This window comes from Gluconacetobacter brunescens, from assembly GCF_048695475.1.
GTDB lineage: Bacteria > Pseudomonadota > Alphaproteobacteria > Acetobacterales > Acetobacteraceae > Gluconacetobacter.
The window spans coordinates 584088-596966 of record NZ_JBLHEN010000002.1; the positions used below are offsets into that span (position 1 = coordinate 584088).

Genomic DNA, 12879 nt, shown 5'->3' on the forward strand with positions numbered 1-12879 from the left:
GATAACATATTCCAAACGGAATAATCATATCCCGCGTAGCTTCCGAGGGACGAACCATCATGATGAAACAAAATGAAGCGACCCATGACCACGCCTGACACGCTCCCGGACGCCGAAACGCATTCTGAAGGGTTTCGCGCCAATCGTGCCGCAAGGCAGAACGCTCTAATCGAGGATTATGTGGAGTTGATCGCCGATCTTCTGGATGAGGGGCAGGAAGCGCGCCAAGTCGATCTGGCCGAACGTCTGGGCGTATCTCAGCCAACCGTTGCGAAAATGTTAACGCGGCTTGCAGACGAAGGACTTGTCGCGCGCAAGCCCTACCGTGGTGCTTTTCTTACCCAGACAGGTCGGAGAATGGCGGAGGAGGTGCGCGTCCGTCACCGGATTGTCGAGGCATTTCTTCTTGCTCTGGGAATAAGCTCCGAAAACGCTCGAATTGATGCTGAAGGCCTGGAGCATTACGTCGGCACCGAGACACTTGATGCATTTCGGATCGCCATGAATGGCGGTCTGGCTCGGTTCATGACGACAGCTCGGAACAAGAACGGATCGGGATTGTTTCCGGCGGCTGGAGGTCACAATGGCGTTGGGAAGCAGGCGTAGTACTCCGGGGGTTTCCTCGTGTCCATCACTGTTCCTACCCAAGCGTTATTCCGCCGCATAAGGCGCACCTGCCCCGATGCTCGGGCATGGGACACCAATCCGACTGGCCGCCCGGACCAATGTACGCACCTGCATTAGCCGCAGGCCACTGCGTTCTTACCAGAACTGCAACGCGTGACCACCGATTCCCGCCGAGAGCATCATGTCGACCCTATGGAACTGCGCCTGCCCAGCACCTGTGGCGCGCTGGGGCCGCAAGGGGGTAGCGGCCCGCGATCTCGAACCTCGTCCGTGCGGCAAACCAACATCAAGGAGATTACTGTCCTCAAGGACACGGCTATACAGGCGTGCTCCACCGTTCTTCTCCCCCCTGACTGCTTCACCGGCCGAACTTTTTCTTCGACGCCAGCACCGTCTCCAAGGGGTCCACCTCGACGCATCCCGTGAATCACTCTCATGGTGAACACGTCAGACAGCTACTATTTCAACGATATTTTCACGACGACCCATGGACGCTCTTCCATGTCACGCCCATGATGGAATATCGGTAGGCGACTCCATTGACCGACGGTTAGCAATAGATCCCCATTCTTCAAAGTCAGACTGTCGGGGGCAATCAGACGCGAATCATGCGCGACGACAGAGAGGCCACCATCAAGCGAGCGATGCAGCACGGCATGGCGTTCCAAGTCGGTGAGGTACAAAGAGCCATCCGGCGCAGTTATCATGCCATCAACTACAGAATCCTCACCTTCGTCCCGGATCGACCCCGCCAACTGCGTCGGGGAAACAGCGGGATCGGCCAACTGCGCTGTCGGCGCACTATACAGCCTCCGGCTCGATACCGGCTGCCAGTACAACCGCCTTGAATCCGCGCTCAACGCAATACCGTCTATGCCCCCCTGCCCCATCCCCGGATGAGCCAGATTGTAGCGGAACATCTGACCGTCCAACTCCATGGCAAAACCGGGATCCGCGCGCGTTGACTGAGCGTTCTCCAAAACACGCCGCGCGTGTCCCGTGGCAATATCGACAACGATGATCGCAGGATGATCCATTAATGAGGTATCGCTCACATAAGCCGTACCTTGCGCGCCATGTGTCATGTCCACGCGTATGTCATTGACATGGCTGTCCTCACGGACAGCATCATGTCCCAAGGGGATGACGGTGACAATCCGGCCACTGCGACCGTCGAATGCAATCAGCGATGGCGTAGCCTCCTCCTTCTGACCTGCGACTGTTCCTTCGTCCACAATCCAAAGCCGGCCAGTCGCGTCGATCGTCATGCCAAGGGGCGAAATCAGACGGCTCTGTGTTGGCTCGTCAGGAAACGCGACGGCCTTTCCATCACGCAGAACCGCAAGACGTGGCCCTTTATGGTCGGCTGCACTACGCGGAAACGTCAAGACCACACGTCCATCCGGCAACGTCGCAATTCCCGAAGGCTGCATGTCGGCGAAGCGGGCGACAATGGTGACGTTGCCCGTTGGCACCGCGCCATGATCGACACTGTCAGCTGCGAACGCGCCGACGGGGCCGAGTACCGTCAACATAGCTGTAGCCAACGCAAACATTCGGAAAGTCATGAAATTGTTATCCCTGAGTGAAAGTTTTTCTTTTCCATTGGTTACTCTTGACCAGATCGTAAGCGAATTATCTTTCCACCTGAGAACCTGACAGTAGCTGATGCCATATCAAAGAAGAAAGAGAAGGGTGCCGAATTCCGCCCTATCTCGAACGGCGAAGATCTTCCGAACGAAGATCGCCCAACGTCAGCAGCCAGATTGCGAAACCTCCCATAGCCAAAGCCGATCCAACCCATCCCACGGACGTCAGTCCCCAGCCGGCAGAGATCGCCAGTCCTCCTAACCATGGCCCTACAGCGTTCGAGAGATTAAACGCGCTTTGGTTCAAAGCTGCAGCCATGGCTTCGGCACCAACGGCGACCTGAAGCAGGCGAGACTGAATCACAGTGCCAAGACCGCCGCCAAATCCAATCATGAAGACAACCGGCACCAGCTCGGAGATATCATGGGATGACCCGGAAAATCCTGCCAAAGCAGCCGCATTTACCAGCAAGATCCCTCCCATGGTCAGCATCATTTTACGGTCCGCTGCCCAAGCGCATGCCAAGGTACCCAATGTCATTCCGAAACCGAAGACGCCCAGCACCAGTGAAATCATCGCCGGCTTCGCGTGAATGATTTCGCTCATGATTGTTGTCAGATAGGTATAAACGCAAAAAATACCGCCGAACCCCACGGCACTGATGCCAAGAGTCAACCATACCTGACGAATCTTCAGAGCGCGCAATTCTGTGAAGATGTCCGCATTGGGACGTGCAGAATCCATCGGCACGTTAAGCGCAATGAGCGCTGTAGTCACCAAAGATAGAAGTGCGATAAGACCAAACGCCCACCGCCAGCCGAATGATTGCCCAATTGTATTCGCCAGAGGGACACCGTAAGCGCCGACGGAACCCGACCTTGTTCGGGGCGGGAATAGCGTGAAGCTGGCGAGGCACATGGAGGCCTTGCGAGTGGATATTGAGCAGTCAAAAGAGCCTCGTATGAGCGCATGCCGGGATGGTGGAGCGGTCGTGCGAATGGAGCGGCGGCGGCATTGGAGCAATGAGGAAAAACTCGCGATTCTGAAAGAGACGACGCAGCCAGGCGCTATCGTTGCGGTAGTGGCGCGACGCTACGGGATCGGAACTGGCCAGCTATACACATGGCGCAAGCAATTGGTGCGCGGTGCGATGGCCGGGTTCGTGCCGGTCGAACTGGTGAGTTCCGAGTCTCCTGCAAAGCCATCGGAGGTCGGCCGCATCGACATTCGGCGGGAGGGCGGCTTCACCGTATCGGTCGACAGGCTCGTTGACCGGGAAGCACTGAGGCTGGTCCTCGACATCGTCGGGGAGCTTGAACGTTGAGTCTGACGCTGCCGCCGTCGGCGAAGATCTATCTGTCGCTGGCGCCGTGCGACATGCGCAAAGGCTTCGACGGATTGTCGTCCCAGGTTAGTAATATCCTGCAACTCGATCCATTCTCCGGCGCTGTATTCCTGTTCCGCGGCAAAAGAGGTGACAGGTTGAAGGCGCTGGTCTGGGACGGGTCGGGGCTCTGCCTGTATGCGAAACGCCTTGAGCGTGGGAAGTTCGTGTGGCCCCGAACCCAGGACGGGGCGGCAGCCCGACTCTCGGCTGCGCAATTGGCGATGCTGATTGAAGGTCTCGATTGGAGGCAGGCGATCATCCATGACGAGGTGCCTGCACCGACCTTTGCGTGAACGGTAAAACCGCAGAAAACTGAGGTTTTATATAGGATCGGAACGTTGCTCGCGCTATAGTTCAAGGCATGCGGTTCGACCTTGATCGCCTCCCCACAGATCCGGTTCTCCTGCAGAAAATGCTGCGGGAGATGGCCGAAGCCATGGAATTGGAACGGAGCGAACTGAGGGCAACGAAGCAGACCGTCAAAATCCAGACCCTGACAATCGAAAAGCTGGAGCATCGCCTTGCTCGGCTTCTGCGCATCCAGTTCGGTCGCAGTTCCGAGAAGATGGACATCGCGCAACTGCGCCTGATGTTCGAAGAGGTCGATGCCTCCCAACTCGCCAACGATGATGCTCCCGCAGCGTCAAAGCCGCAATCTGCACGGAAAGCTGGAACCCGGGCGCCGATCCCCGCGCACATCCCGCGCGTGACGACGGAGCATCGCCCGCAGCCATGCGGTTGTGGCGGCGCCGAAACCATCATCTGCCAGGACGTCACCGAAGTGCTGGACTACGTTCCGGCCCGCTTCCGCGTCCTGCGCCATGTTCGTCCCCGCATCGCCTGTCGTTCCTGCGAGAAAATCGGCCAGGCTCCAGCCATTGATCTGCCGTTGCCGAAGGTGATGGCGAGCAGCGCGTTGCTTGCGCATCTTCTCGTCAGCCGCTTCGTCGATCATCAGCCCTGGCACCGTCAATCGATGATCCTGCGTCGCCTGGGCGTGGACATCGATCGCGATGTGATGGGCCGCTGGTCCCGCAAACTGGCCTGGCTGATGGCCCCGCTCGGCGAACGGCTGCTCTCCTACATTCTCGAAGCTTCCAAGATACATGGTGATGAGACGCCGGTCACATTGCTCACAGGCGAGGGCGGTAGCCACACCGCGTACTTCTGGGTCTATCTGCGCGACGATCGTTCGAGCGGTGACATGCGCCCGCCCGCCGTAACGTTCCGCTTTACAATCGGTCGCGGTGGTGAGCATCCCGCAGCTCATCTCGCCGGCTATCGGGGATATCTTCAGGCGGACGGCTACGCCGGCTACAACACGCTGTACCGTGATCCCAGCACGAAGGCACCGCGCGAGGTAACCGAGGTCGGCTGCTGGGCCCACTCGCGACGCAAGTTTACCGACATCCTGGAAAAGAACCCGTCGCCGATCGCGGCCGAGGCCGTGGTAAGGATCGGCGAGCTTTTCGCGATCGAACGCGCCATCAAGGGGGCGCCTCCCGATGAACGACGGCAGGTTCGCCAGCAGTTGGCATGCCCGAAGCTGGCTACCTTGCGACCATGGCTGGAAGCGCGGATGCGGGGGCTGTCATCGGACAGTGCCTTGGCAAAGGCATGCCGCTATCCGCTCAACCGCTGGGCGGCGATGGTCCGCTATTGCGATGACGGTCTGCTCGAAATCAGCAATAATCTGGTCGAAAATTCCCTGCGTGGGGTTGCCCTTGGCCGCCGCAACTGGATGTTTGTCGGTTCGACCAAGGGGGGCGACGCTTCGGCCCTGTTTTACTCGCTGGTCGAGACCTGCCGCCTGAACAGCGTGCACCCCGAAGCCTGGTTCACCGACGTCATCGCACGTATCGGCAACCACCCGATTAACCGGATCGACGAACTCCTGCCCTGGAACTGGCAGGCAGCGAGAGAGATCCAAAAACTGGAGCATGCTGCTTGAGCAATGCCTTCGTCGTGCGGATGACGATCACACTGGATGACGTGACACCGGCTGTGAGCCGTATGATCGAAGTGCCGCTGGGTATCAGGCTCGATCGCTTGCACACCGTCCTCCAGGCTGCGCTGGCATGGACCGACAGCCACTTGTGGGAACTGACCTTCGGACGCACGGGATTCGGCATCCCCGACCCCTCCTATGGTCTCGATGGTCCGCTCGATGCGCGCAAGACGACCTTGGCTGAGGCTCTGGAGGAAATGCGAGGCAAGTCCTTCCGATACCTCTACGACTTCGGCGATGGCTGGGAGCATAGCGTCAGGATCCACGATATCGCCCCTGCCGACCCGCACGCCAGCTATCCACGCCTGCTCGAGGCCACCGGAATGTGTCCGCCCGAGGACTCGGGAGGCCCCTGGGGCTATGCTGAAAAGCTGGAGGCCCTCACTGATCCGACGCATGAATTTCATGAGGACGCACTGGAAGCCCTGGGGGACGCCCATGATCTCCACACTCAGCCAAACGTCGACTTGATCCAAACCCGCTTCACTGCCCTGGCAAAGAAATGGGCACCCCGCCAGCGAAAGGCCAAATAGTCGTTACGTCAACGCCGCCTTACATCGGCGCTTACCATAATGCTGATGTTCGGTGAGTTGCTGTTCCTGGGGTTCAGGCCGGGACGGGTGAGATTTCGTCTGGTCGAAGCTGAATGCCGGCCTGCCGCCGATTAGGACGGCTGCGGCAATGGAACCGAAAACACGGTAAACCTCATTCATGGTCCTCGATGCGGCGCTGAGAGGCGATCTGACTATATCGCTCGCCTTGTCCTGACCGCAATTGACCGCTACCCGGCTACCCATGTCCAGGTCGTTGCTGCTCGCCGCTGTCGTAGCGCTCACTCCTCTCGTTGCCCACGCTTCGCCCTCCTGCCCACAGTTCGGCGTCGAAGGCGAGTTACCGGCAGTGATCCACCAGCAGTTCCCCGGACGGACCACGCTCCTATGCAATGGCACCTATGCCGCCCTGGATGCTGATGCGACGCGAGGTCCGCTCTGGTCGGCCGAACATCTGACGCGAGATGATGTCCGGGCCGCCGAGCGACTGAAGCGCCATGGCCGGTTCCATGAAGACCTGCGGCTGCCGATCGAGGCCAGGTCCGAGCTTGAGGACTATCGACGCTCCGGCTTCGATCGTGGGCACATGACCCCCAGCGGAGATGCGCCAACCGAGGCGACCCAGGCCGAGACCTTCGCGCTGTCGAATGTCGTTCCCCAGACCAATGCGCTGAACAGCGGCGCATGGTCGCATATCGAGCAGACGGTCCGGAGCCTCGCGCTTCGGGATGGTGACGTTTACGTGGTCACCGGGCCTGCCTACCATTCGTCGGTGATCGCGACGATCGGGCCGGATCATGTGAAGGTGCCGACCTCAACCTGGAAAGCCGTCTACGACCCGAAACGGGGAGGGGCGATGGTCTATGTGTGCCGGAACGAGGTGAGATCACCCCATTGCAGCGAGGTCACCGTCGAGACCCTGGTTCGCGTGACGGGCGTCGACCCGTTCCCGGCGCTTTCATCCGAGGTAAAGGCACAGTTACTCAATGCGCCGCGAGCGAAGTGACGATGACCGACGCCCCAGCACGCCAACGTCGGCCCCGCACCGAACTGACTACAGACGTTGGCGCCCGGATCAAACTGAAACGGGAGATGCTCGGCCTCTCGACCAGTGACGTAGCACGTTCGATCGAGGTGACTGCCATTGCCGTTACCCAGTACGAAACCGGGCGGTTCCCAAGCAGGAGCGCCTGGATGCCCTGGCCGAGGCTCTCGGCACGTCAGCGGAATGACTCCGGAGCGGCTGGCCTATGCCCAGAACAGGCTGGAACTGGACTTGCTGGCCCTCATTCGGGAAATCCCGGCGGAACAGCGGAAGGTGGTGCTGGCGGCTGTGAAGGGGGTGGTTGAGGCGGCGCGGAGGACGAAATAGGATGCCAAGTGGGGCGAACTGGGAGGGGTGACTGCTTCCGCCCTCATGTCGGTCGTTTGGACCACCAGGTTGTTTGCCAAATAGCGGACATCAGCGCTTCAAAGCCTCGTTGCAGAGATTGTCTGGATCTCACTAATTGTACCTCTTGAATGATCCCAAGACACAGACGGGCAACCCATGGACGTTGCGATGAAAATTTCAGCGATACGGAATTGTGATCGGATCATATGACAAGCACGCCCTTATATCCTCGTCATACTGCCCTATAGTATGACAAGGATACTCAAGGGTAGTATATTCGGGAGTAAGCGTTCGTGCCGCACACACCAGCTGAGAAAAAGCGCGTTCTGACCCGCGTGCGCCGTATTCGCGGGCAACTTGATGCGCTGGAACAGGCTTTGGAGAAGGGAACTGATTGCGGTCCGGTGCTGCAACAGGTGGCGGCTATCCGGGGAGCGATCAACGGATTAATGGCCGGTGTTCTCGAAAGCCACCTGCGGGAAGAATTTGTTGAGTGTGCCGGTGATCGTGATGCTGCCAGTGGTTCGATCGAGAATGTGGTGTCACTCGTTCGATCCTATCTCCGGTAATGCCCTCGATGCTGGCTGATAGGTTATTTGGAGAAAAAATCATGAAATCACGGGCCGCAGTTGCTTTCGAGGCGGGTAAGCCCCTTGAGATTGTCGAGATCGATGTAGCGCCTCCTCGTGCTGGTGAGGTGCTCGTGCAGATCACGCATACGGGTGTGTGCCACACTGATGCGTTTACCCTGTCAGGGGATGATCCCGAGGGACTGTTCCCAGCCGTTTTGGGTCACGAAGGCGCGGGAATTGTCATCGAGGTCGGAGAAGGGGTCACCAGCGTTGCCCCCGGCGACCATGTCATTCCGCTTTACACGGCGGAATGCGGTGAATGTCTGTTCTGTAAGTCGGGAAAAACCAATCTCTGCATTTCAGTGCGCGCCACACAGGGTAAAGGTGTGATGCCGGATGGCACGACACGCTTCTCCTACAAAGGTCAGCCGATCCATCATTACATGGGGTGTTCGACGTTCAGCGAATACACGGTTGTCGCCGAGGTTTCTCTGGCAAAAATCAATCCCGCATCCAATCCAGGGCATGTCTGTCTGTTGGGATGTGGCGTCACCACAGGGATTGGTGCGGTACACAACACGGCCAAGGTGCAGCCGGGAGATACGGTTGCCGTCTTCGGTTTGGGCGGGATCGGTCTGGCGGTCATTCAGGGAGCGCGACAGGCAAAGGCTGGCCGGATTTTCGCTATTGATACCAACCCGGAAAAGTTTGAACTTGCCAAAGCATTCGGCGCCACGGAGTTCCTTAATCCTAAGGATTATGACAAACCGATTCAGCAGGTTCTTGTGGAAATGACCGGCTGGGGTATTGATCACACCTTTGAATGTATCGGAAACGTCAACGTCATGCGCGCGGCGTTAGAAGCCGCGCATCGTGGGTGGGGGCAGTCGATCGTCATCGGGGTGGCAGGGGCCGGTCAGGAAATTTCGACCCGTCCCTTCCAGCTTGTGACGGGGCGTTCGTGGCGCGGCTCGGCTTTCGGTGGGGTCAAGGGACGCAGCCAGCTTCCCGGCATGGTCGAAGATGCCATGCGTGGCGATATCGAACTTGCGCCTTTCGTAACCCACACCATGCCGCTCGAAGACATCAATACGGCCTTCGATCTGATGCATGAAGGAAAATCCATCCGTTCCGTCATTCATTTCTAAGGTCTGCGTCTCACCGCGCAACATCATTTCCAATGGTTGGAAATTACAGGAGAACGATCATGGCAGTTATTTCCGGTGACGGTGTTTTCTCTCACGTTTTTCTTGGGGCAGTGGATACTGCGGTATCCGCGAAATTCTATGACGCCGCGCTTGCGGCTCTGGGCATAAAAAACCTGGGGCCGTTCGGGCATGGGTGGATTCTGTATGGCCGCGAAAAGCCAGCCTTCATCATTGCACGTCCAGGCAACGGTGAAGCGCCCTCAAGCAACGGTGTCACCATCGGTTTTGCAGCAGCGACACCCGCCGAAGTGGAGGCTTTTCATGCCGCAGGTCTTGCCAATGGGGGAACCGATGAAGGCGCACCCGGCCCGCGAAGCCACTTACCGGGCGCTTACGCTGCCTATCTCCGGGATCCGGCAGGGAACAAGATCTGCAGTTATACCTTCACGGACGGTAACTGACATGCGCAAAAGGCAGTGAGAGCCATGGAACGCAAGGAAACACACGCCTCTTTTGGGGGCGTGCAGGAAGTCTGGCGACACAAGTCCGTGTCGTTGGGTGTGGAAGCAAACTTCGCGATCTACCTGCCGCCGCAGGCAAAAACTGAAAAGGTTCCCGTTCTTTACTGGCTCTCCGGTCTGACATGTACGGAGCAGAATTTCATTGGCAAGGCTGGCGCGCAACGCGTGGCCGCAGAACTGGGCATCGCCATTGTCGCGTCGGATACCAGTCCACGGGGCGTGGGTGTGGCTGATGACGATGCGTATGATCTTGGACAGGGTGCCGGATTTTACGTCAATGCGACGCAGGAGCCGTGGGCTGCGCATTATCGGATGTATGATTACGTCGTCACGGAACTTCCTGCGCTGATTGAGGCGAGCTTTCCGGTTACGCAGCAGCGAGGCATTGCGGGACATTCGATGGGTGGATTTGGCGCCATCATGATCGCGCTGCGTAATCCTGGCCGCTATCGTTCTGTGTCAGCCTTTTCACCCATTGTGGCGCCAACGCAGGTACCATGGGGTAAAAAAGCATTCAGTGCTTATCTGGGTCCGGATCGTGCCAGTTGGGCAGCCTATGACCCGCTTGAACTTGTGCGGACAGCGAAGGAAAGACTGCCTGTTCTGATAGATCAGGGTCTGGCGGACCAGTTTCTGAAAGAACAGCTCAGGCCAGAACTGTTCCAGGACGCCGCACAGAATGCAGGGCAGGAACTCATCCTGAATCTTCGTCCTGATTACGATCACAGCTATTATTTTGTAGCCAGTTTTATTGCAGATCATCTCAGATATTTCGTGAGTAAACTACGATGAATAGATTGTCAGTTTTTTGGATCTGGAATTTTCTGGCTTTGAGTGGAGATAAAATCTGTTAGGGGCATCTTTCAAACTGTGAAATCAGCTGGCAGCTTTCCGCACCTTTTATCCGGAAGCAGTCCAACTGTTTTGTTTTCTTCCACGATTTGCCTGTTTGCTCAGCGATATAGGAGAAGACAGGCAGCAGTCGCCCTCATTTCGGTCGTACGATGGCCTTGTTGCTCCATCCAATAGCCGACGTTCGTTCATTACGTTTTGAAGATATTGATCTTTCCCCGCCTCGTTAGAACCAGCCTGATAGCTGGAGGTAACAGCGCTCCTCCAAGTTATCGATTCCCTGCGGCTTCCACCATCGGGCAAGAGAAATGCGGACCAATCTTCCGGCTGGGATAACGGGGATCGCATCAGGCTCTCCGACGTAGGACATCCCCTTGTCTGAATAGACACCTGGGTAATCGTAATGCTTTCCGTCAGCTCGCAGTGTTAGGTCCCTGTCCGGCACCCAAAACCAAGTGCTATAGTTTGGAACGCCCCCTGCGTGCGATATGTAGCCGTTGCTATTGCCTGTGAACTCCAATTGACCGCCAAAGACTTGATCTATACCTCCTCTCCATGGGGTAATACTTGACAGAATACGTTGGGTTAATTGTTCCTGATCTTTGACATAGCTACGCTTTGTGACCATTACATCTTCGGTATGCGGGGCAACCAATTCTGTAATCTGCGTGAATTCGATATCCCAAATGTCACCGATGTCGAACTTCGAAGATGTATCCCATTGTCCATGAGGCTTAATTAAGCGGACGGACTTGCCGTTCGGCAAGAGGCCCCCGATACAGCGAAAGTTACCTGACATCTTAGTTTTGCCGACGATCAGGACATTCATGGACGTAGATGCTCCAGTGGTTCATCGATATGGAACACGTGAACTAAATACTCCGCTGCAAGCGAACGATGGCAGGCCGCCGGCGGACCCTCGACGCAGAACAAGACGACTACCTTAGCATCCTTCAGTTGGTCACGAAGGGGCTCAGGATCGAAGGACCCTGATATATAAGCACGATATTCTTGAATGAATGCCGACGACAAGTGTGCTCGGTCTCGCTTGGCAGTGCCCCCAGCACGATCGTCGGCTTTCTGCGCGTCGCGGACAGCGGATGTCGGCGCAAGCCCCTGAGCGTAAACGTATTGAATACCCAAGTGGCTTAATAGCTCTTGCAAGCGCTTGCTGTTCAGAAAAGCATATTTTGCCCCCCGCATCCCCCGCCTCTGACGCACGTCGATAAACACATCGACGTGCGAGCGCTGCAACGCAGCGATAAAGCTCTGTTCCGTAAAGCCATACCCGCCAATAGTCAGGATTCGCAATTAACGCCCCTATCTATAAGATTTACGCGACAGAAATTCCTCGCCGAACATATCCGACTGTCCATTGATGAGTTCGGCAATCACCTCGGATTGCGACTTGGTAGAACCATTTGGTAGGATATGGGTGACGTCGATCCCATGCTCGACGAGCGCCTCGCCAATAAGTTTGGAGCGATGGCATTGGGATGGCTGACCCTCGCTGCATATCATGCAGATACTCAGCCCTTTACTATGAGCCGTTTTTAAACGGTCGATCCCCTTGCAAAAGAAGTCCTTAGAGCGTGTCTTCCTGTAATCCACGCGTCCGTCAGTATAGCAATCATCATCCTTTGGGCGCCCTCCAAGAAGGTCACCCATAAAAACATACTTTATGTTGTTGTCTTTTAGCGACTTCGCCAATGGCTCTCGAGAGAAATCGGGTTGGAATCGAGAAAAGGGCGATGACCGTACATCGATCACATAGCTGATCTTGGCACGAGCGAGTTGATTGAGAAGTTCGCTCTGAGTTTGGCTTCCATAGCCGATTGAGAATATCCGTCCTGTAGCCATGATCAATCCAATGCGCCTCCATTGTGATTTATAGCGCAATCCTACAGTCCACACCAGCTTCACAGGCGGCGCGGTCCGAATGGGTAATGGTAATGCGTAATCGAAATAAACGGCGGCCGACCTACGGCGCGACTAAGAGGCCAAGCCCCCACCGCAGCGACGATTACGCGATTACGGGCCGCCGATGAACATGCGGTGTGGGCGGCGATCACCTCGCGCGACGAAGCGGTGCGTCCGCCTTTCAGGTTGTGTCTGATCTGTTGGTGATGACTTACATTGGTCGATAGCTATCATGAATGTGAACATTGCGAATGGCTGCCTTCGGGCATCTCTTCCCGATAACCGACTATCCGCTTCCCCCCCCAGAACT

General features: G+C 57.0%; 16 protein-coding genes. 11 read left to right on the top strand and 5 right to left on the bottom strand.

Going from position 1 to position 12879, the window contains the following annotated elements:
• The first annotated feature begins 84 nt into the window (after window positions 1-84).
• A complete protein-coding gene (mntR, locus tag ACMAUO_RS14925; protein WP_420357752.1) occupies window positions 85-606 on the top strand; it encodes a manganese-binding transcriptional regulator MntR in 522 nt (173 codons plus the stop codon).
• Between the two features lie 479 nt (window positions 607-1085).
• Here the strand turns inward: mntR and ACMAUO_RS14930 are convergent, their stop codons facing one another.
• Both ACMAUO_RS14930 and ACMAUO_RS14935 read right to left on the bottom strand, forming a co-directional pair.
• The gene (locus ACMAUO_RS14930; RefSeq protein WP_420357753.1) at window positions 1086-2195 is read right to left on the bottom strand and encodes an L-dopachrome tautomerase-related protein; all 1110 of its coding nucleotides are present in this window, start codon (window positions 2193-2195) and stop codon (window positions 1086-1088) included.
• Between the two features lie 142 nt (window positions 2196-2337).
• Window positions 2338-3135, bottom strand: coding sequence for an MFS transporter (locus ACMAUO_RS14935; RefSeq protein WP_420357754.1), 798 nt, complete (start codon window positions 3133-3135; stop codon window positions 2338-2340).
• Here ACMAUO_RS14935 and tnpA point away from each other — a divergent pair.
• From tnpA to fghA, 10 genes are all read left to right on the top strand, one after another.
• On the top strand, window positions 3134-3541 hold the full coding sequence (gene tnpA, locus ACMAUO_RS14940; RefSeq protein WP_420355398.1) for an IS66-like element accessory protein TnpA: 408 nt from the start codon (window positions 3134-3136) through the stop codon (window positions 3539-3541). The genes ACMAUO_RS14935 and tnpA overlap by 2 nt on opposite strands.
• Entirely contained in the window at window positions 3538-3897 is a 360-nt protein-coding gene (tnpB, locus tag ACMAUO_RS14945) for an IS66 family insertion sequence element accessory protein TnpB (RefSeq protein ID WP_420355399.1), read from the top strand. The genes tnpA and tnpB overlap by 4 nt, the downstream gene beginning before the upstream one ends.
• Window positions 3898-4040: 143 nt before the next feature.
• Window positions 4041-5555 carry an IS66 family transposase gene (tnpC, locus tag ACMAUO_RS14950; protein ID WP_420355400.1) on the top strand — a complete coding sequence of 505 codons (1515 nt, stop codon included), beginning with the start codon at window positions 4041-4043 and terminating at the stop codon, window positions 5553-5555.
• Complete coding sequence (locus ACMAUO_RS14955) at window positions 5552-6145, top strand: plasmid pRiA4b ORF-3 family protein (protein ID WP_420355401.1); 594 nt, start codon at window positions 5552-5554, stop codon at window positions 6143-6145. Before tnpC ends, ACMAUO_RS14955 begins: the two co-directional genes overlap by 4 nt.
• Window positions 6146-6512: 367 nt before the next feature.
• Entirely contained in the window at window positions 6513-7169 is a 657-nt protein-coding gene (locus ACMAUO_RS14960; RefSeq protein ID WP_420357755.1) for a DNA/RNA non-specific endonuclease, read from the top strand.
• A gap of 222 nt (window positions 7170-7391) precedes the next feature.
• On the top strand, window positions 7392-7535 hold the full coding sequence (locus ACMAUO_RS14965) for a hypothetical protein (protein ID WP_420357756.1): 144 nt from the start codon (window positions 7392-7394) through the stop codon (window positions 7533-7535).
• A gap of 314 nt (window positions 7536-7849) precedes the next feature.
• Window positions 7850-8125, top strand: coding sequence for a formaldehyde-responsive transcriptional repressor FrmR (frmR, locus tag ACMAUO_RS14970; protein WP_025829448.1), 276 nt, complete (start codon window positions 7850-7852; stop codon window positions 8123-8125).
• A 41-nt stretch (window positions 8126-8166) separates the two neighbouring features.
• Window positions 8167-9276 carry an S-(hydroxymethyl)glutathione dehydrogenase/class III alcohol dehydrogenase gene (locus tag ACMAUO_RS14975; RefSeq protein WP_003618980.1) on the top strand — a complete coding sequence of 370 codons (1110 nt, stop codon included), beginning with the start codon at window positions 8167-8169 and terminating at the stop codon, window positions 9274-9276.
• 59 nt (window positions 9277-9335) lie between these two features.
• Window positions 9336-9737 carry a VOC family protein gene (locus tag ACMAUO_RS14980; RefSeq protein ID WP_003618982.1) on the top strand — a complete coding sequence of 134 codons (402 nt, stop codon included), beginning with the start codon at window positions 9336-9338 and terminating at the stop codon, window positions 9735-9737.
• Window positions 9738-9761: 24 nt separating this feature from the next.
• The gene (fghA, locus tag ACMAUO_RS14985) at window positions 9762-10589 is read left to right on the top strand and encodes an S-formylglutathione hydrolase (protein ID WP_019087628.1); all 828 of its coding nucleotides are present in this window, start codon (window positions 9762-9764) and stop codon (window positions 10587-10589) included.
• A 286-nt stretch (window positions 10590-10875) separates the two neighbouring features.
• On the opposite strand, the gene ACMAUO_RS14990 is transcribed toward fghA, so the two are convergent.
• The 3 genes from ACMAUO_RS14990 to ACMAUO_RS15000 are packed head-to-tail and all read right to left on the bottom strand — an operon-like array spanning window position 10876 to window position 12509.
• Window positions 10876-11478 carry a dual OB domain-containing protein gene (locus tag ACMAUO_RS14990; protein ID WP_420357757.1) on the bottom strand — a complete coding sequence of 201 codons (603 nt, stop codon included), beginning with the start codon at window positions 11476-11478 and terminating at the stop codon, window positions 10876-10878.
• Window positions 11475-11960: a DUF488 family protein gene (locus ACMAUO_RS14995; RefSeq protein ID WP_420357758.1), complete on the bottom strand. Its 486-nt coding sequence runs from the start codon at window positions 11958-11960 to the stop codon at window positions 11475-11477. The genes ACMAUO_RS14990 and ACMAUO_RS14995 overlap by 4 nt, the downstream gene beginning before the upstream one ends.
• Window positions 11961-11969: 9 nt before the next feature.
• On the bottom strand, window positions 11970-12509 hold the full coding sequence (locus ACMAUO_RS15000) for a DUF488 domain-containing protein (protein ID WP_420357759.1): 540 nt from the start codon (window positions 12507-12509) through the stop codon (window positions 11970-11972).
• Window positions 12510-12879 lie beyond the last annotated feature (370 nt).